The organism is Dinoroseobacter sp. S124A (assembly GCF_049801015.1).
Lineage (GTDB): Bacteria > Pseudomonadota > Alphaproteobacteria > Rhodobacterales > Rhodobacteraceae > Dinoroseobacter.
In genome coordinates this window covers 14,682-31,660 of record NZ_JBNAGD010000007.1, presented here as the reverse complement: position 1 = coordinate 31,660, position 16,979 = coordinate 14,682, and the positions used below count along the sequence as shown (strand labels likewise).

The following is a 16,979-nucleotide window of genomic DNA, read 5'->3' as shown; positions in this document are numbered from 1 at the left end:
CTGACCCTCTGGGTCAGGCCGCCCCGCGATCCATGAAGGCCGCCGCCAGCAATTCCTTGGTGTAATCCGAGCTTGGCTGCTCGAAAATCTGAGTGCCTTCGCCCATCTCGACCACATCGCCCTGCTTCATCACGATCACCTTGTGGCTCAAGGCCCGCACGACCTTCAGGTCGTGGCTGATGAAGATGTAAGCCAGCCCGTATTTCCGTTGCAGCTCGCGCAGAAGCTCGACGATCTGCACCTGCACGGTCATGTCCAGCGCCGAGGTCGGCTCGTCCAGCACCACCAGCTTGGGCCGCAGGATCATCGCCCGGGCGATCGCGATCCGTTGCCGCTGCCCGCCCGAGAACTCATGCGGATACCGGTCCATCATCGTCGGATCGAGCCCGACCTCCACGAGGATCTCCGCCACCAGCTCCCGCGGGTCGCGGCCATCGGGATTGCCGTGAACGCCAAGCCCTTCGGCAATAATCTGGGCAATGGTCAGGCGCGGGCTGAGACTGCCATAGGGGTCCTGAAACACGACCTGCATATCCTTGCGCAGCCGGCGCAGCTCGCGTGATTTCCAGCCCTGGATGTTCTCGCCCGCATAGACGATCTGCCCCTCGGACGAGATCAGCCGCAGGATCGCCAGGGCAAGGGTCGTCTTGCCCGACCCGCTCTCGCCGACAATGCCGAGGGTCTCGCCCGCGCGCACGTCCAGTGTGGCGTCATTGACAGCCTTCACATGGCCCACGGTGCGGCGCAGGATGCCGCGTTGGATCGGGAACCAGACCTTGAGGTTCTGGGTCTCGGCTACGACCGGCGCGGCCTCGGGCACCGGATCGGGCTGGCCAGAGGGTTCGGCCGCCAGCAGTTTGCGGGTATAGGGGTGCTGCGGATTGGCAAAGATCTCGGCCGTGGGGCCGGTCTCGACGATCTCGCCGCCCTGCATCACGCAGACCCGGTCCGCGATCCGCCGCACGATGGTCAGGTCATGGGTGATGAACAGCAGGCTCATCCCCTCGGAAGCCTTGAGTTCCGCCAGAAGATCGAGGATCTGCGCCTGAATCGTCACGTCGAGCGCCGTGGTCGGCTCATCCGCAATCAGCAGATGCGGCCCATTGGCCAGCGCCATGGCGATCATCACGCGCTGCCGCTGCCCCCCCGAGAGCTGGTGCGGATAGGCCCCCAGACGGCTCTCGGCATCGCGGATCCCGACCTTTTCCAGCAGGTCGATCACCCGGGCCCGGGCCGCATCCCCGGTCAGCCCCTGATGCAGGGTCAGGCTCTCGGTGATCTGCTTTTCCAGCGGGTGAAGCGGGTTGAGCGAGGTCATGGGCTCCTGAAAGATGAAGCTCACCGAGTTGCCGCGTACCTTGCGCAGCTCGGCCTCGGGCGCGCCGACCATCTCGCGGCCGCCATACTGGATCGATCCCGACACCTCGGCGGCCTCGGGCAAAAGCGAGACGGTGCTCAGCGCGGTCACGGATTTGCCCGAACCGCTTTCGCCCACCAGCGCCACGGTCTCGCCATTGGCCACGTCGAAGCTGACGCCCTTGACCGCCTCGGAAACCTGCCCGTCCTGCCGGAAGGCCACGCGCAGGTCGCGCACCTGAAGGACTGCATCGCTCATGAGAAGGTCTTTCTGGGGTCAAAGGCGTCGCGGATGCCCTCGAAGACGAACACCATCAGCGACAGCATGATCGCGAAGGTGAAGAAGGCCGTGAAGCCGAGCCACGGGGCCTGCAGGTTCTGCTTGGCCTGCAAGGTCAGCTCACCCAGGGACGGCGCCGAGGATGGCAGGCCGAAGCCGAGGAAGTCGAGCGTGGCCAGCGAGCCTACGGTGCCCGTGACGATGAAGGGTAGCATGGTGACCGTGGCCACCATCGCGTTGGGCAGCACATGGCGGAACATAATCTTGGCGTTGGACACCCCCAGCGCCCGAGCCGCGCGGACATATTCGAAATTGCGCGCGCGCAGGAACTCGGCGCGCACCACGCCCACCAGCGCCGTCCAGCCAAAGAGCACCATGAGGAACACCAGAAGCCAGAAATTCATCTGGAAGATCGCCGCCACGATGATGATGATATAGAGGCTGGGCGTCGCCCCCCAAAGCTCGATGATCCGCTGAAAGATCAGGTCCGTGAGGCCACCGAAATAGCCCTGAATCGCCCCAGCGGAGATCCCGATCACCGAGGTCAGGAAGGTCACCACCAGCGCAAACGCCACCGACAGCCGGAACCCGTAGATCACCCGGGCCAGCACATCGCGGGCCGTGTCGTCGGTGCCCAGCCAGTGGTTCGCATCCGGGGCTGAGGGGGCTGTCCCCTGAATGTCGTTGATCGTGTCATAGCTATAGGGGATCAGCGGCCAGAGCAGCCAGCCCTTGTCGATCTCGACTCCGCCGACCTCGCCATCCTGCGCATCTTCGATGATGCCGTCCGGGTCGTCGAAGCAATCCTCCAGCCCACCGGAGATGATCAGGCATTGCACCTCTGCATCGCGGTAGACCGCCTCGGTGCGGAAATCCCCGCCAAAGGCGGTCTCCGGGTAGAACTGGGTCACCGGAAAGTGCAGCTCGCCCTGATAGCTGACGATGATCGGCTTGTCGTTCGCGATCAGCTCGGCAAAGAGCGACAGGATGAAAAGCGCACCGAACAGGATCAGGGACCAATAGGCCCGGCGGTTCGCCTTGAAGTTCCGCCAGCGGCGCTGGCCGAGGGGCGACAGGCCGAAACGGGATTTCTTTTCCGGCGCGACCACGGGACCTGTGGGCGACGCGTCATCGGGACGGGTGTCTTCGGCGAGGGCCATGTTACGTCTCCCTCGAGGCGAAATCGATCCGCGGATCGATCCACACATACATCAGGTCCGAGACCAGCCCCATCAGGAGCCCGATCAGGCCGAACACGAAGAGCGTGCCGAAGATCACCGGATAATCCCGCGCCACGGCCGCCTCGAAGCCCATGCGGCCCAGCCCGTCGAGGCTGAAGATCGTCTCGATGATCAGCGAGCCGCCGAAAAAGACCGACACGAACACTGCCGGAAAGCCCGCGATGACGATCAGCATGGCGTTGCGGAACACATGCCCGTAGAGCACCTGGCTTTCGCCCAGCCCCTTGGCCTTGGCGGTGATCACGTATTGCTTCTTGATCTCATCGAGGAAGCTGTTCTTGGTCAGCAGCGTCAGCGTGGCAAAGGCCGAGATGGTCGAGGCCAGCACCGGCAGCGTGATGTGCCACAGGTAGTCGCCCACCTTGCCCAGCGCGCTCAGCTCGTCGAAATTGTCAGAGGTCAGGCCGCGCAGCGGGAACCATTGAAAATAGGAGCCACCGGCGAACAGGACCAGCAGCAGGATCGCGAAGAGGAACCCGGGGATGGCATAGGCCACGATGATCAGGCCCGAGGTCCATGTATCAAAGCTCGACCCATCGCGCACGGCTTTGCGGATGCCCAAGGGGATCGAGACCAGATAGGCGATCAGCGTGGACCAGAGCCCGAGCGTGATCGAGACCGGCATTTTCTCGATGACCAGATCTACAACGCTGATCGAGCGGAAATAGCTCTCGCCGAAATCGAAGCGCATGTAATCCCACATCATGTTCAGAAAGCGGATATGGGGTGGCTTGTCGAAGCCGAACTGCGCCTCAAGCTCGGCGATGAATTCAGGGGGCAGTCCGCGCGAGCCGAGATAACGGTCATCGCCCGTGGCACTTGCCCCTGCGCCCACATCCCCACCGGCATCTCCGCCGCCGGCGATGTTCTGGAACACGTCGCCGCCGCCATCGAGCTGGGCCAGCACCTGTTCCACCGGGCCGCCGGGCACGAACTGGGTCAGCGCGAAATTGATCAGCATAATGCCGAACAGGGTCGGAATGATCAGCGCCAGACGGCGCAGGATATAGGCTCCCATGGGGTTACAGCGCGCCCTTGGCCCGCAGGGCCTCGGCCTTCTCGGCGTTGAACCACCAGAAATCCAGATTGCCCAGCGCGAACGGCGGCAGGGTCTCGGGATGCTCATACATGTCGTAATAGGCCACCGTATGGGTGTTCTTGTTCCATTGCGGCACCCAGAACTTCTCAGCCCGCAGCACCCGGTCGAGCGCGTGGACGGCGGTGGTCAGCTCCTCCTGGCTTTGGGCGTCGAGCACCACATTGATCATCCGGTCGATCGCTTCGGACTGGATGCCCATCTTGTTGAAGGTCGAGGTATCAGCGGTCTCGGAGCCGTAGAACTGCCGCAGGTTGCTGCCCGGGATGTAGTCGGTGGACATGAACGCAGTCACGATGTCGAAATCATAAGAGGGCGGGCGCTCGCGCAGGGTCATCTGCGCATTGTCGATCCGCGTATGGCGGGCATCGACGCCGAGCCGCTTGAGGTTCTCGACATAGGGGTTGATCACCCGGTCGAAGGTCTGGCTGTCATTGAGGAACTCGATGGACAGCACCTCGCCATCCTTGCGGCGCAGACCGTCATCGCCCACCTCCCAGCCCGCCTCGTCCAGCAGACGCGAGGCGGCGCGCAGGTTGCCCCGATCAAGCTGCCGCGCGCCTGAACGCGGGAAGCTGAACGGCTCGGAGGTCAGGATGTTCGCCTCCAGAAGCCCGTCATCGACCAGCGGCTGCAACAGGGCGATCTCGCCCTCGCTGGGCAGGCCCGTCGCCTCCAGCTCGGAATTGTCCCAAAAGCTGTCGACGTAGTCGTAGATGCCATAGAACAGCGTCTCGTTCGACCATTCGAAGTTGAACATCATGCCCAGGGCCTCGCGGACGCGGGGGTCCTGGAATTGCGGGCGGCGCAGGTTGAACACCCAGGCCTGGCCCGTGGCCTTGGCACCATTTGGCAGCTCGGCCTTGATCACCGAGCCCTCCTGAATGGCGGGAAAGTCATAGCCCGTGGCCCAGATCTTGGACGAGGCCTCGTTCCGGAAGGTGTAGGTGCCGCCCTTGAAGCCCTCGAACGCGGCGTTGTAGTCGGCGTAATACTCGATCCGGATCGCGTTGAAATTGTTCCGCCCGATATTGAGCGGCAGATCCGCGCCCCAGTAATCCGTGTCGCGGGTGTAGACCACGGTCTGGCCCACATCCATCCGCCCCAGCACGTAAGGCCCCGAGCCCAGCAGCGGCTCCAGCGAGGTCTCTTCGAAATCGCGATCATTCTCGGTGTAGAACGCCTCGGAGAAGACCGGCAGCGCGCCCACATCCGAGATCAGGTCGCGGGTCGGGATGTCCTGCTTGAAGACAAAGCGCACCGTGCGGTCATCCAGCGCCTCGGCGCTCTCGACCTTCTGGGCAAGCTGCGCGCGGAAAGAGGGCAGGCCCTTGGTCAGCAGCAGATCATAGGAGAAAACCACGTCGCTGGCATTCAGGGGGGAGCCATCGGAGAAGGTGATGCCCTCGCGCAGGGTGAAGGTCACCTCCGAGCGGTCTTCGGGATAGCTGATCGTCTCGCAGAGCAGGCAATAGACCGCGCCGATCTCGTCGGCGGTGCCTGCCATCAGGCTTTCGAAGAACACCGAGGACAGACCCGCCGCACGCCCCTTGAGCGTGTAGGGGTTCATGGAATCGAAGGACCCGAAGGCCCAGACCGAGATTTCGCCCCCCTTGGGCGCGTCCGGGTTCACGTAATCCAGATGCGGGAAATCGGCGGCGTATTTCAAATCGCCAAAGGTGGAAATGCCATGGGCGGTGATCATCTCGGCCTGCGCCGGCAGCGCGGCCAGCGCCATCGCGGTGCCCAGCGCAAGCGGAGCGGTCCAGCGCGAGAGGCTGTCAGTTGGGGATGTCACCTCGCCGGTGGGCGCCTTGGCATGTCGCATGAATGTCCTCCTGAACGTGTCAATGGCGGCACTGGCGTGCCCGTCCTTAAAGCTAAAGAGCCGCGCGCGGGTCTTTCAAGCCTTCTCACCTGCATTTCACGAGGAAGTATGCCGCCGCGAGCAAAAAACAAAAAACGGAGTCCCGGCGGCCACAAAAAAAGAGGCCACCTCGCGGCGGCCTCCGGCATTGTGAACCTGTGGCTTCGTTACTGGAACGTAGCCAGATAGGCGATCAGGTTGGCGCGATCCTCGGCCTTGCCCATGCCGCGATAGGCCATCTTGGTGCCCGGGGCGTATTCCTTCGGGTTCTCGATGAACGAGCTGAGGTTTTCCGGGGACCAGTCGCCGGTCGTGGCCAGCAGGCCATCGGAATAGGAATAGCCGTCGGCGGCATGCTTGGGCCGGCCAACGATGCCGTGCAGATAGGGGCCAACGCCATTCGCGCCCGGCTCCAGCTTGTGGCAGGCCTGGCACTGGCGCCACAGGCGCTCGCCCGCGCCGGCATCGGCAGCGGCATACACCTCGGCAAAGGGGATTTCGACGACTTCTTCGACGACGGCGTCGCTCTCACCTGTGTCGATGGAATAGGCTTGGGCGTGGTCATCCCCGTGGCCGCCACCATAGGTGCCGTAGAGGATTCCGCCCGCCCAACTGCCCAACAGGAACACGAGGAGCGCGCCGCAGAAGCCACCCACAACCTTTGTCATCGTCATAGTATCGAACATGTTGCTACCACCAGCTGCAAGATTTGCACGGTAACTATGGCTTCCCCTCCCCGAGGGCAAGGTATAGATACCGCGACCAAACGCCCGACTGAACCTTGGACGGGCGTCTGACAGAGGCCCGCCATGACAGTCAAAATCGCATTTCAGGGGGAACCCGGCGCCTATTCGCACCAGGCCTGCCACGATGCCCGCCCCGACGCCGAAGCCGTTCCGTGCCGGACCTTCGAGGATGTCTTTGCCGCCGTGCATGACGGGACCTGCGAGCTGGGCATGCTCCCGGTGGAGAATTCGACCTATGGCCGGGTCGCCGATATCCACCGTCTGTTGCCCGAAAGCGGGCTCCATATCATCGAAGAAGCCTTTGTGCGCGTGCATATCAACCTGCTGGCCGTGCCCGGCACGACGCTGGATCAGGTCCACTCGGCCCAGAGCCACACGGTGCTGCTCGGCCAGTGCCGCGGCTTTTTGCAAGAACACGGGATCCACGCGGTAACCGGTGCGGACACGGCCGGATCCGCTATGCAGGTCGCCCAGACCGGCGATCCGGCGCAGGCCGCGCTGGCCTCGGAACTTGCGGGCGAGATCTACGGGCTGGACGTGCTGGCGCGTCATATCGAGGACCATGACAACAACACCACCCGGTTCCTGATCATGGCCCCCGAGATGAACCTGTCCCGACGGGGACCGGGCAAGATGATCACCTCTTTCGTCTTCGAGGTGCGCAACATCCCCGCCGCGCTCTACAAGGCGATGGGCGGGTTCGCGACCAATGGCATCAACATGACCAAGCTCGAGAGCTACATGGTCGGCGGCTCCTTCACCGCGACCCAGTTCTATGCGGATATCGAGGGACATCCGGAGGACAAGAATGTCCAGCTCGCCCTCGAAGAGCTGGGCTATTTCACCTCGCGGCTGGAGATTCTCGGGGTTTACCCGGCGGATCTGCGGCGCGACTGAGCGCGGCGGGCCCGCAGGGGCCGCCCCGCCCTAGCCCCCGGCGTGGAGCCGGTCTTCGAGCTGGCGCAGGGCCTTGCGCACCCGTTGGCGGTAGCCCTTGTTGAGGCTGTCCCGCGCCAGCTTCATGGATTGCAACAGGACCTTGGCGGTGATCGACTTGGCCCGCGTCTTGGTCGCCACGGTGATCTCGGTGGCATTCCGGTCCAGCGCCTCGGCCAACACATCGACCTCGAATTGCAGCCCCTGCACCGCCCCTTCGAACCGCATCTTCTGCGGCGCATGGAGCGTCACGAGCGTCATCTCGGCGATCCGGTCGCGTCCCCGGGCCCGAAACGGGATCTGCCAGCGCATGCCGGGCCCCGGGCGCGGCAGCTTGTCGAGCCGCTTGACCTCGATCCCGTTTTCCAGCGCCATCCGCTCGTAATGGGCCATGTCGCTGAGCCCTGCGAACACATCCTCGACCGGGCCGGTCACCACCTCTGAGGCTTTGAACTGCATCGCGTCCTCTGTCTCCGTTCTCGTCAGTCGCCCGCCCGATCCGACAGCCAGGCCGTCAGCAGGCTATGGGCAATCGCGCCCTTGCGCGGCTCGCGCATCTTGGGATGCGCGCCCATGAAGACCTGCAAGAGCTCTTCGCGGCTCATCCAGATCGCATCCTCGATCTCGACGGGATCAATCGTGATCTCCTCGCTGATCGCCTCGCCCGCGCATCCCATCATGAGCGACGCCGGATAGGGCCAGGGCTGCGATGCGAGATAGCGCACTGCGCCGACACGGACACCCGCCTCTTCGAACACTTCGCGGCGCACGGCGGCCTCCATGGTCTCGCCGGGCTCGATGAACCCCGCCAGCAGGGAATACATCCCCTCGGGCCAGCCGGGCGAACGGCCCAGAAGCACCTTGTTGCCATGGGTGATGAGCATGATCACCACCGGGTCCGTGCGCGGGAAATGATGCCGCCCGCAGGACGGGCACTGGCGCTGCCAGCCGCCCATGGTCACCTCGGAGGCCGTCCCGCACATGGAACAGAAGCTGTGGGTCCGGTGCCATTCCATCACCTGCCGGGCAGAGGCCGCGAACTCCGCCTCGCGCCGGGTGAGCCGGGTCATGATCCCGCGCAGCTCGGCAAAGACCTCGCCCTCGGGCAGGTCCGGATGCTGCTGCTCGCTGCGATCGAGAAAGCTGTCGAGCTCGCCCGTGGGCTCCGGCGGCTCCCAGCCCGAGAGATCCCGGGCAAAGCGCGGCCCCGCCTCGTCGAGCCCGAGGAAAATCGGGGCCTCGGTCGCCGTTGCAAAGACCGGATGCACCAGCGGCAGCGCAACAAGCCCGTTGGGGCCGATCAGGGGCTTGCCGCGCCAGAAGGCGAAAGACCGCGCCGCCGGGTCCGCCGCCAGCCGGGCCAGCGCCTCGGCATCGCCCCGCAGATGGGCCGCGCGGTCAAGGCCGGAGGTTCCAAAGGTGATCTGATCTTCAAAGGGCATGCGGGGGGCCTTCCAATGGGGTTCCCGATCCTTGCCATGTCTGCCCGCGACACACAATTGCCCGCGCGGAACACCCTCTTGCGGCAGGGGCTTCGGATCCGTATATACCCGGTCGAGAGGTTGGCGCGGGCGAGCGCCTCGCCAACCCGGTCAGATCCGGAAGGAAGCAGCCGTAACGAGCCCCGCTTGGGTCGTTGTCCAGCCTCTCACCTTTTCCCCTTTCGCCGATATTCAGCATGCGCGCCCACCGCGCCGGCCTGCAAACGCCCCGAATGCGCCCACCCGGGCGACCGCGACGTCCGGAATGGGCCACGGCGCTGGACCTCGGCCCTGCGCCCGCCTACCTTGCGGCGTGGGCGAGTCAGACGGGGCGATATGAGCGAGACCGACGAGAACGGCTATCAGGTGCTGGCGCGGAAATACCGTCCGGCAACCTTTGCAGACCTGATCGGACAGGACGCCATGGTCCGGACCCTGCGCAATGCGTTTCAGGCGGACCGGATCGCCCAGGCCTTCATGATGACCGGCATTCGCGGCACCGGGAAAACCACCACGGCGCGGATCATCGCCAAGGGCATGAACTGCACCGGCCCCGATGGCGCGGGCGGGCCGACCACGGATCCCTGCGGGCAATGCGACAATTGCCGGGGCATCATGGCGGGCCAGCATGTGGACGTGATCGAGATGGATGGCGCGAGCCAGACCAAGATCGACGACATCCGCGCCAATGTCCTTGATTCGGTGCATTACGCCCCAGCCTCGGCGCGCTACAAGATCTTCATCATCGACGAGGTGCACATGCTCTCGACCAGCGCGTTCAACGCGCTGCTCAAGACGCTCGAAGAGCCCCCCGCCCATGTGAAGTTCATTTTCGCCACCACCGAGATCCGCAAGGTCCCCGTCACCGTGCTCAGCCGGTGCCAGCGGTTCGACCTGCGCCGGATCGAGCCGGAGGTGATGATCGCCCATCTGCGCCGGATCTCGGATCTGGAAAAGGCCGAGATCGCCGAGGATGCGCTGGCCCTGATCACCCGGGCCGCCGAAGGCTCGGTGCGCGACGCCATGAGCCTGCTGGATCAGGCGATCAGCCATGGCGCGGGCGAGACCACGGCCGAGCAGGTCCGCGCGATGCTGGGGCTGGCGGATCGCGGACGGGTGATGGACCTCTTTGATCTGGTGATGCGCGGCGATGCGGCGGGGGCCTTGACCGAACTGTCGGCCCAGTATTCCGACGGGGCCGACCCGATGGCGGTGCTGCGCGATCTGGCCGAGGTCACCCACTGGGTCTCGGTCATCAAGATCACGCCCGAAGCCGCCGAGGACCCCACGGTCAGCCCCGATGAACGCGCCAGGGGACAAGCCGCCGCCGAGGCCCTGCCCATGCGGGCCATGACCCGGATGTGGCAGATGCTGCTCAAGGCGCTGGAGGAGGTTGCGATCAGCCCCAACGCCATGATGGCCGCTGAGATGGCGATCATCCGGCTGACCCATGTGGCCGACCTGCCCTCCCCCGAGGATCTGGTGCGCAAGCTGCAGAACACGCCGGTGCCCCCGGGGCCCGCAGGCGGCGGTGCGCCCGCCCCGCAAGGCGGTGGCGGCACCACGGCGCGCGCCCGCACGCAACAGAGCGGCGCGGCCCCCGCCGGTGGTGGGGTCAGCGCGCAGGGGGCCGCCGGCCCCGCACTGGCCATGGCCGCCCCTGCCGAGGACGCCCTTGCCCGGTATGGCCGGTTTCAGGATGTGGTCGAATTGATCCGTACCCGCCGGGACGTCAAACTGCTGGTCGAGATCGAAGGCGGCCTGCGCCTTGCCTCCTACAGCCCCGGACGGATCGAGTTTGCCCCGACCGAGAGCGCGCCGCGCGATCTCGCCCCGCGGCTCGCGCAACGGCTCCAGACATGGACCGGGGTCCGCTGGGCGGTGAGCGTTGTCTCCGAGGCCGACACGCCGACCATTGCCGAGACCCGCGACGCGGAAAAGCTCGAACAGGAAAAGGCCGCCCTCGCGCATCCGATGGTGGCCGCCGTATTCGCGGCCTTCCCCAAGGCCAAGATCACTGAAATTCGCTCCCATTCCGATCTGGCCCAGGAAGCCGCCATCGAGGCGCTGCCGGAGGTCGAGGATGAATGGGACCCCTTCGAAGACGACTGATACCGGAAAGGAACCTCACAATGCTCAAAGGGTTGGGACAGCTTGGCGACATGGCCAAGGTCATGAAGCAAGCGCAGGACATGCAGGCCAAGATGGCCGAGATGCAGGAAAACCTCGCGACGATGGTCGTCACCGGCGAGAGCGGCGCGGGGCTGGTCAAGGCCACCGCCACCGCCAAGGGCGAGCTGACCGGGCTGGATATCGATCCGTCGATCTTCAATCCCGAGGAGAAGGAAGTCGCCGAGGACCTGATCCTCGCCGCGATCAAGGACGCCCAGGCCAAGGCGCTCGACAAGGGCCGCGAAGAGATGGCCAAGGTCACCGAGGGGCTGAACCTGCCCGAAGGCATGAAACTGCCCTTCTGAGCCATGAGCACCGCGCCCAAGGATATCGAAACCCTGATCGACCTGATGGCGCGGTTGCCCGGATTGGGGCCGCGGTCGGCACGGCGCGCGGTGCTGTTTCTTCTGGGCAAGAACAAGCGGCTTCTGGGCTCGCTGGGCGCCGCGATGCAGGAGGTCGCCGCCTCCGCCCGGGATTGTCTGAATTGCGGCAATATCGGCACGCAGGATATCTGCGAGATCTGCAGCTCGGAAAAGCGCGCGACGGGCGAGATCTGCGTTGTGGAGGACGTCGCGGATCTTTGGGCGATGGAACGCGCGGGCGTGTTCAAGGGGCGCTACCATGTGCTGGGCGGCACGCTCTCGGCGCTGGACGCCATCGGCCCGGAGGAGCTGCGCATCCCGCAGCTCAAGGACCGGGTGACGAGCGAGGGCGCGACGGAGGTGATCCTTGCGCTGGCCGCCACCGTGGATGGCCAGACCACCGCCCATTACATCGCCGATGTGCTGGAGGGGACCGGGGCGAGCGTCACCAGCCTCGCCCAGGGCGTGCCCATCGGGGGCGAGCTCGACTATCTCGATGACGGGACGATCACGGCCGCACTGAAGGCCCGCAAAGCGTTCTAGCCCGCCCTACCCGCGTGCGTGGAAGAAATCGTAGATCGTCTGCGCCATCGCCTCGGAAATCCCGTCCACCGCCTTGAGATCCGACAGGTTCGCCCGGCTCACGGCCTTGGCCGAGCCGAAATGCGCCAGAAGCGCGCGCTTGCGCGTGGCCCCGACCCCGGCGATCTCGTCCAGCGGCGTGCGCCCCACGGATTTCGACCGTTTCGCCCGGTGGGTGCCGATGGCAAAGCGGTGCGCCTCGTCCCGCAGGCGCTGGACGAAATAGAGCACGGGATCGTTGTGGCGCAACGCCGTGGGCCGGGCGCCGGGGCGGTGGAACTCCTCCTTGCCCGCATCCCGGTCGAGCCCCTTGGCGACACCGATGAACGGCACATCCTCAACCCCGAGATCGCCAAGGATCTCGGCCACCGCCGAGACCTGCCCCGCGCCGCCATCGATCAGCAGGAGGTCCGGCCAGGCTTCGCTCTGGCGATCCGGGTCCTCCTTCAGAAGGCGCTTGAAACGGCGAGACAGCACCTCCTTCATCATCCCGAAATCGTCCCCCGGGGTCAGGTCATCGCCGCGGATGTTGAACTTGCGATACTGCGACTTCAGCAACCCGTCCGCCCCGGCCACGATCATGGCGCCGACCGCATCGGTGCCCTGGATGTGCGAGTTGTCATAGACCTCGATCCGCTTGGGCGGCGCGTCCAGCTCGAACGCCTCGGCCAGACCGCGCAACAGCTTGGTCTGGGTCGCGCTCTCGGCCATCTTGCGGGCGAGGCTCTCGCGGGCATTGCGCGCCGCACTCTCGATCAACTCGGCCTTCTCGCCGCGCTGGGGCACGAGGATCTCGACCTTGCGACCGAGTTTCTCGGTCAGAGCGGCGGCCATCAGGTCGGTATTCTCGATCGGGTGGCTCAGCAAGATCTGCCGGGGCGGGTCCTTCTGGTCGTAGAACTGACCGAGAAACGCCTCGAGGATCTCGGGCTCCTCGGCGCCGGAGCCGGTGCGCGGATAGAAATCCCGGTTGCCCCAGTTCTGGTTCGCCCGAATGAAGAAGACCTGCACACAGGCCTGCCCGCTCTCGAGATGGAGCGCGATGACATCCGCCTCGGACACCGTGCGCGGGTTGATGCCCTGGGCCGATTGCACCTGGGTCATGGCGCGGATGCGGTCGCGCAGGGCCGCGGCGCGCTCGAACTCCATCTCTTCCGAGGCTTGGGCCATCTGCGCCGCGAGCTTTTCCTGCACATCCGTCGACTTGCCCGACAGGAACCGCTCGGCATCCTTAACCGACGCCGCGTAGTCAGCCTCGGAGATCTCGCCGGTGCAGGGCGCGGAACAGCGCTTGATCTGATAGAGAAGGCAGGGCCGCGTCCGGCTGGCAAACATCGAATCCGAGCAGTTCCGCAGCAGGAACACCTTCTGCAACTGGTTGAGCGTCCGGTTCACCGCGCCTGCGCTGGCGAAGGGGCCGTAATAGGCGCCCTTGTCGGCCTTGCGCCCGCGATGTTTCCGGATCTGCGGAAAGGCATGATCCTTGGCCACGAGGATGTTCGGAAAGCTCTTGTCGTCGCGCAACAGCACATTGTAGCGGGGCTTGAGCTGCTTGATGAGGTTCTGTTCCAGCAGGAGCGCTTCGGTCTCCGTCCGGGTGGTCAGGAACATCATCGATGCGGTTTCGGAAATCATCCGCGCGATCCGCGCCGAATGTCCCGTCATCCGCGCATAATTCGACACGCGCGCCTTGAGGTTCCGGGCCTTGCCGACATAGAGGACCCGACTCTCCGCATCGAGCATCCGGTACACGCCGGGCGAGGTGTCGAGCGTGCGCAGGTAGCCCTGGATGCAGGCATGTCCAGTCAGGGACTCCGGATTTTCTGCATCTTTTTGATCAGGTTCGGCCATACCACTCATCCGTGAAATTGCTTGACCAAGGTTGTCCACGGATCGTGTGGATAACTCTGGGGGCAAGTTTCCTTCAACCGGATTTTTCCTTTTATTATTTAGGGGTTCTTCACTTTGATTAAAAAATGGTCAACGCCCTAAGCATTTGTTTTCACGTATTTATTTCTGTTGACACTCCGAGTGTCAAACTCTGTGACAGAATCATGACGTGTTTCCTGAGCTGCGAAAGCACCGTGGACAAGTCAAGGCCGTGCGGCGGAAAAAACTGACTTTGGGCGCTGTCCGGCCCAACGTCACTCGACCCCGATCACGTCCGGCGTGGCCCAGGCGAGATGCTGGCCACCATCCACGCAGAGCAGCTGCCCGGTGACTGCCGGCGCGTCGAGGAAATAGCCCAGCGCCGCCGTGATCCCCGCCGGGTCCGCGCCCCGTTCCAGCAGGGTTGCGGCGCGCTGCTTGGCAAAATGCGCCTCGGATTGCCGCCCGCCGCGCAGGGTCGGCCCGGGGCCGATCGCGTTGACCCGGATCTGCGGGGCGAGCGCCTGTGCCGCCGTCTGGGTGAAGGCCCAGAGCCCCATCTTGGCCAAGGTATAGGTCATGAATTCCGGGGTCAGTTTGCGCACCCGCTGATCGATCAGGTTGATCACGAGGCTGCTGGCCAAAGGCTCCCCGTTTGCATCCGTCTGGGTCTCGGGGGCCTGCGCCGCAAAGGCCTGGGTCAGCACGAAGGGCGCGCGCAGGTTGCTCTGGAAATGGCGGTCCCAGTTCTCGCGCGTGGCGGTCTGCACGGTGTCGTATTCGAAGATCGACGCATTGTTCACCAGCACGCTCAGAGGGCCGAGTTCCGCCGCCGCCGCGGGCACCAGCCCGCTCATATCCGTCTCCGAGAGAAGGTCCGCCTGCAGCGCCACGGCCTTGCGGCCCAGCGCCCGGATCTGGTCGGCCACCGCCTCGGCCTCGGACGCGGAACTGGCGTAATGGATGGCCAGATCATAGCCCCGCTCCGCCAGATAGAGCGCCATTGCCGCCCCGAGGCGCTTGCCCGCCCCGGTGACCAATGCCGATTTCGTCATGTCCCGCCCCTCACGTTAGGAGCATCACCACATAGGCTGCATAGAGACCTGTCAAGACGACACCGGCGACCCGGGTGAGGTTCTTGCGAAGGTAGACAAACGGGATCAGCAGGAGCGATGCGCCAAGCATCACCCAGAGGTCAAACCGCAGGAATTCAGCGGTCACCGGGATCTCGCCCACAAGCGCCGTGATGCCGATGATCGCCAGCAGGTTGAACATGTTCGACCCGATCACATTACCCAGCGCCACATCCGCCTGACGTCGGATCGACGCCATGACCGTGGTCGCCAGCTCCGGCAGCGAGGTCCCGAAGGCCACGAGGGTGAGACCGATCACCTCCTCGGAGATGCCAAAGGCCCGGGCGATGTTGATCGAGGCATCCACCAGCAGGTCCGCGCCCAGCGGCAGGCCCACAAGGCCCAGCGCCAGGAACAGGATGATCCGGGGCCAGGGCATGTCGGGATCCGCGCCCTCGACCTCTTCCTCGTCATCTTCCTGCGCATTGCGATGGGCCCGAGCCTCGCGAAAGGCATCGCCCAGCATGAAGGCCAGCGCCGCCAGCAGCACAAGCCCATGGATCCATGTGATCGGGCCCAGAAAGCAGACCGCGATGAACAGAAACGTCGCCGCGATCATCTGGATGTAACTGCGCTTGGTATCGCAATCGGCCGTGTGCAATCCGGCCAGCAGCGCCGGAATGCCCAGCACCAGAAGGACATTCGCCGTGTTCGAGCCCACCACATTGCCCAGCGCAAGCCCCGGCGCACCATCCTCGACCGCCGCGATCGATATCAGCAGTTCGGGCGCGGAGGTGCCGAAGGCCACGATGGTCAGCGACACGATCAGCGCCGGGATCCCGACCCTCAGGCTGAGATTGACGGCCCCCTTGACCAGACTGTCCCCGGCCAGAACCAGGATGACCAGCCCGAGGGCGGCAAAAAGGAAATCCATACGCGCTTATCCCTTGCCGCAACCACAGGGGTCATTGGACAGCAGATAGCGACCGCAGGACCTGCATTTCGTCGGTTTCTTCAACGCCACCTTGCCGACATAGGGCAGACGCAATTTCCCGAACATCGCCAGAATGGCCATGCCGACGAGAAATCCGGTGACGATCTTGAATATCATTCCTCAGAGACCGTAACGCGCCCAGAGGCCGCGCTCTTCGAGGCCCGCAAGGGCGTCTTCGACCAGCGAGAGCCCGAACCGGCTGACCAGAGGCCGCCTTGCCCCGTAGACGCGGAAACGGGTCTTGTCGCCGAGCTTGTCCTTCATCACCGGCACCAGATGGCCGATCCCGTCTGCGAGACCCACATCGATGCCCTGCTGACCGATCCAGACCTCGCCGGTAAAGAGATCCCGGTCCTCGGGCAGCTTGGCGCCGCGCCGGGCGGTGATATGGCCCTTGAAGGTCTCGTGAAGCTGGGCCTGCAGCGCCTTGAGCCGCGCGATATCCTCTTCGCGCTCGGGCCGGAACGGGTCGAGCATGGATTTGTCCTTGCCCGCCGTATAGACGCGCCGCTCGATCCCCTGACGTTCCATCAACTCGTGAAAGCCGAAAGAGGCCGAGATCACCCCGATGGAGCCGACGATGGAGGTGGCATCCACCCAGATCTCATCCGCCGCCGCGGCGATCCAGTATCCGCCCGAGGCTGCAACATCCTCGACGAAGGCATAGACCGGCACCTCTTTTTCTTCCGAGAGCCGCCGGATCCGCGCCCCGATCAGCGAGGATTGCGCGGGCGAGCCGCCGGGTGAATTGATCACCAGCGCCACCGCCGCGGGCTTGCCCTTGAAGAAGGCGCGCTCCAACAGGGGCGCGACACCGGGGTCATTGAGGGTCCCGCGACCGGTCGCAGCAATCGCGCCCTGCAGGCGGACGACCGAGACGGTGGGGTGTTTTTTGACGAAGGGCAGCCATCTTTTCATGGA

16 protein-coding genes and 1 other RNA gene are annotated in these 16,979 nt (G+C 64.8%); 5 read left to right on the top strand and 12 right to left on the bottom strand.

Translation table 11 applies throughout. The features are described 5' to 3' along the window. Positions 1-13 precede the first annotated feature (13 nt). From ACP15I_RS16795 to ACP15I_RS16775, 5 genes are all read right to left on the bottom strand, one after another. Positions 14-1,615, bottom strand: coding sequence for an ABC transporter ATP-binding protein (locus ACP15I_RS16795; RefSeq protein ID WP_424975972.1), 1,602 nt, complete (start codon positions 1,613-1,615; stop codon positions 14-16). Then, the gene (locus ACP15I_RS16790; protein WP_424965451.1) at positions 1,612-2,796 is read right to left on the bottom strand and encodes an ABC transporter permease; all 1,185 of its coding nucleotides are present in this window, start codon (positions 2,794-2,796) and stop codon (positions 1,612-1,614) included. Before ACP15I_RS16790 ends, ACP15I_RS16795 begins: the two co-directional genes overlap by 4 nt. A 1-nt stretch (position 2,797) precedes the next feature. After that, a complete protein-coding gene (locus ACP15I_RS16785; protein WP_424965450.1) occupies positions 2,798-3,895 on the bottom strand; it encodes a microcin C ABC transporter permease YejB in 1,098 nt (365 codons plus the stop codon). 4 nt (positions 3,896-3,899) lie between these two features. Next, positions 3,900-5,801, bottom strand: a complete 1,902-nt coding sequence (locus ACP15I_RS16780; protein ID WP_424975971.1) for an extracellular solute-binding protein — start codon at positions 5,799-5,801, stop codon at positions 3,900-3,902. A 206-nt stretch (positions 5,802-6,007) separates the two neighbouring features. Continuing rightward, positions 6,008-6,526, bottom strand: coding sequence for a c-type cytochrome (locus ACP15I_RS16775; RefSeq protein WP_424965448.1), 519 nt, complete (start codon positions 6,524-6,526; stop codon positions 6,008-6,010). A gap of 123 nt (positions 6,527-6,649) precedes the next feature. Here ACP15I_RS16775 and ACP15I_RS16770 point away from each other — a divergent pair, with 123 nt between their 5' ends. Next, positions 6,650-7,483: a prephenate dehydratase gene (locus ACP15I_RS16770; protein ID WP_424975970.1), complete on the top strand. Its 834-nt coding sequence runs from the start codon at positions 6,650-6,652 to the stop codon at positions 7,481-7,483. A gap of 30 nt (positions 7,484-7,513) precedes the next feature. Here ACP15I_RS16770 and ACP15I_RS16765 read toward each other — a convergent pair whose 3' ends face one another. Together ACP15I_RS16765 and nudC are read right to left on the bottom strand one after the other, a co-directional pair. Next, positions 7,514-7,981 carry an SRPBCC family protein gene (locus tag ACP15I_RS16765; protein WP_424975969.1) on the bottom strand — a complete coding sequence of 156 codons (468 nt, stop codon included), beginning with the start codon at positions 7,979-7,981 and terminating at the stop codon, positions 7,514-7,516. A gap of 23 nt (positions 7,982-8,004) precedes the next feature. Further along, positions 8,005-8,964, bottom strand: coding sequence for an NAD(+) diphosphatase (nudC, locus tag ACP15I_RS16760; protein WP_424975968.1), 960 nt, complete (start codon positions 8,962-8,964; stop codon positions 8,005-8,007). 114 nt (positions 8,965-9,078) lie between these two features. Here nudC and ffs point away from each other — a divergent pair. The 4 genes from ffs (at position 9,079) to recR (ending at position 12,083) form a co-directional block, all read left to right on the top strand. Further along, positions 9,079-9,175: signal recognition particle sRNA small type (ffs, locus tag ACP15I_RS16755), an RNA gene on the top strand. A 164-nt stretch (positions 9,176-9,339) separates the two neighbouring features. Next, complete coding sequence (locus ACP15I_RS16750) at positions 9,340-11,115, top strand: DNA polymerase III subunit gamma/tau (protein WP_424975967.1); 1,776 nt, start codon at positions 9,340-9,342, stop codon at positions 11,113-11,115. Between the two features lie 20 nt (positions 11,116-11,135). Next, the gene (locus ACP15I_RS16745; RefSeq protein WP_424975966.1) at positions 11,136-11,480 is read left to right on the top strand and encodes a YbaB/EbfC family nucleoid-associated protein; all 345 of its coding nucleotides are present in this window, start codon (positions 11,136-11,138) and stop codon (positions 11,478-11,480) included. 3 nt (positions 11,481-11,483) lie between these two features. Next, positions 11,484-12,083, top strand: coding sequence for a recombination mediator RecR (gene recR / locus ACP15I_RS16740; RefSeq protein ID WP_424965442.1), 600 nt, complete (start codon positions 11,484-11,486; stop codon positions 12,081-12,083). Positions 12,084-12,089: 6 nt separating this feature from the next. Here the strand turns inward: recR and uvrC are convergent, their stop codons facing one another. The 5 genes from uvrC to ACP15I_RS16715 form a co-directional block, all read right to left on the bottom strand. Next, positions 12,090-13,973 carry an excinuclease ABC subunit UvrC gene (gene uvrC / locus ACP15I_RS16735; RefSeq protein WP_424975965.1) on the bottom strand — a complete coding sequence of 628 codons (1,884 nt, stop codon included), beginning with the start codon at positions 13,971-13,973 and terminating at the stop codon, positions 12,090-12,092. Positions 13,974-14,266: 293 nt separating this feature from the next. Next, a complete protein-coding gene (locus ACP15I_RS16730; RefSeq protein ID WP_424975964.1) occupies positions 14,267-15,046 on the bottom strand; it encodes an SDR family oxidoreductase in 780 nt (259 codons plus the stop codon). 10 nt (positions 15,047-15,056) lie between these two features. After that, the gene (locus tag ACP15I_RS16725; RefSeq protein WP_424975963.1) at positions 15,057-15,998 is read right to left on the bottom strand and encodes a calcium/sodium antiporter; all 942 of its coding nucleotides are present in this window, start codon (positions 15,996-15,998) and stop codon (positions 15,057-15,059) included. 6 nt (positions 15,999-16,004) lie between these two features. Further along, positions 16,005-16,175 (bottom strand): hypothetical protein, encoded by a 171-nt coding sequence (locus ACP15I_RS16720; RefSeq protein ID WP_424965438.1) that lies wholly within the window; start codon positions 16,173-16,175, stop codon positions 16,005-16,007. Between the two features lie 3 nt (positions 16,176-16,178). Further along, a complete protein-coding gene (locus ACP15I_RS16715) occupies positions 16,179-16,976 on the bottom strand; it encodes a S49 family peptidase (RefSeq protein ID WP_424975962.1) in 798 nt (265 codons plus the stop codon). Between the last annotated feature and the right edge of the window lie 3 nt (positions 16,977-16,979).

Bases quoted from the DNA above. Each gene is read 5' to 3' on its own strand.
- ACP15I_RS16790 (WP_424965451.1), bottom strand. From the start codon at position 2,796: ATGGCCCTCGCCGAAGACACCCGTCCCGATGACGCGTCGCCCACAGGT.
- ACP15I_RS16795 (WP_424975972.1), bottom strand. From the start codon at position 1,615: ATGAGCGATGCAGTCCTTCAGGTGCGCGACCTGCGCGTGGCCTTCCGG.
- ACP15I_RS16720 (WP_424965438.1), bottom strand. From the start codon at position 16,175: ATGATATTCAAGATCGTCACCGGATTTCTCGTCGGCATGGCCATTCTG.
- ACP15I_RS16745 (WP_424975966.1), top strand. From the start codon at position 11,136: ATGCTCAAAGGGTTGGGACAGCTTGGCGACATGGCCAAGGTCATGAAG.
- ACP15I_RS16785 (WP_424965450.1), bottom strand. From the start codon at position 3,895: ATGGGAGCCTATATCCTGCGCCGTCTGGCGCTGATCATTCCGACCCTG.
- ACP15I_RS16770 (WP_424975970.1), top strand. From the start codon at position 6,650: ATGACAGTCAAAATCGCATTTCAGGGGGAACCCGGCGCCTATTCGCAC.
- ACP15I_RS16780 (WP_424975971.1), bottom strand. From the start codon at position 5,801: ATGCGACATGCCAAGGCGCCCACCGGCGAGGTGACATCCCCAACTGAC.
- ACP15I_RS16715 (WP_424975962.1), bottom strand. From the start codon at position 16,976: ATGAAAAGATGGCTGCCCTTCGTCAAAAAACACCCCACCGTCTCGGTC.
- recR (WP_424965442.1), top strand. From the start codon at position 11,484: ATGAGCACCGCGCCCAAGGATATCGAAACCCTGATCGACCTGATGGCG.
- uvrC (WP_424975965.1), bottom strand. From the start codon at position 13,973: ATGGCCGAACCTGATCAAAAAGATGCAGAAAATCCGGAGTCCCTGACT.
- ACP15I_RS16725 (WP_424975963.1), bottom strand. From the start codon at position 15,998: ATGGATTTCCTTTTTGCCGCCCTCGGGCTGGTCATCCTGGTTCTGGCC.
- nudC (WP_424975968.1), bottom strand. From the start codon at position 8,964: ATGCCCTTTGAAGATCAGATCACCTTTGGAACCTCCGGCCTTGACCGC.
- ACP15I_RS16730 (WP_424975964.1), bottom strand. From the start codon at position 15,046: ATGACGAAATCGGCATTGGTCACCGGGGCGGGCAAGCGCCTCGGGGCG.
- ACP15I_RS16775 (WP_424965448.1), bottom strand. From the start codon at position 6,526: ATGTTCGATACTATGACGATGACAAAGGTTGTGGGTGGCTTCTGCGGC.
- ACP15I_RS16765 (WP_424975969.1), bottom strand. From the start codon at position 7,981: ATGCAGTTCAAAGCCTCAGAGGTGGTGACCGGCCCGGTCGAGGATGTG.
- ACP15I_RS16750 (WP_424975967.1), top strand. From the start codon at position 9,340: ATGAGCGAGACCGACGAGAACGGCTATCAGGTGCTGGCGCGGAAATAC.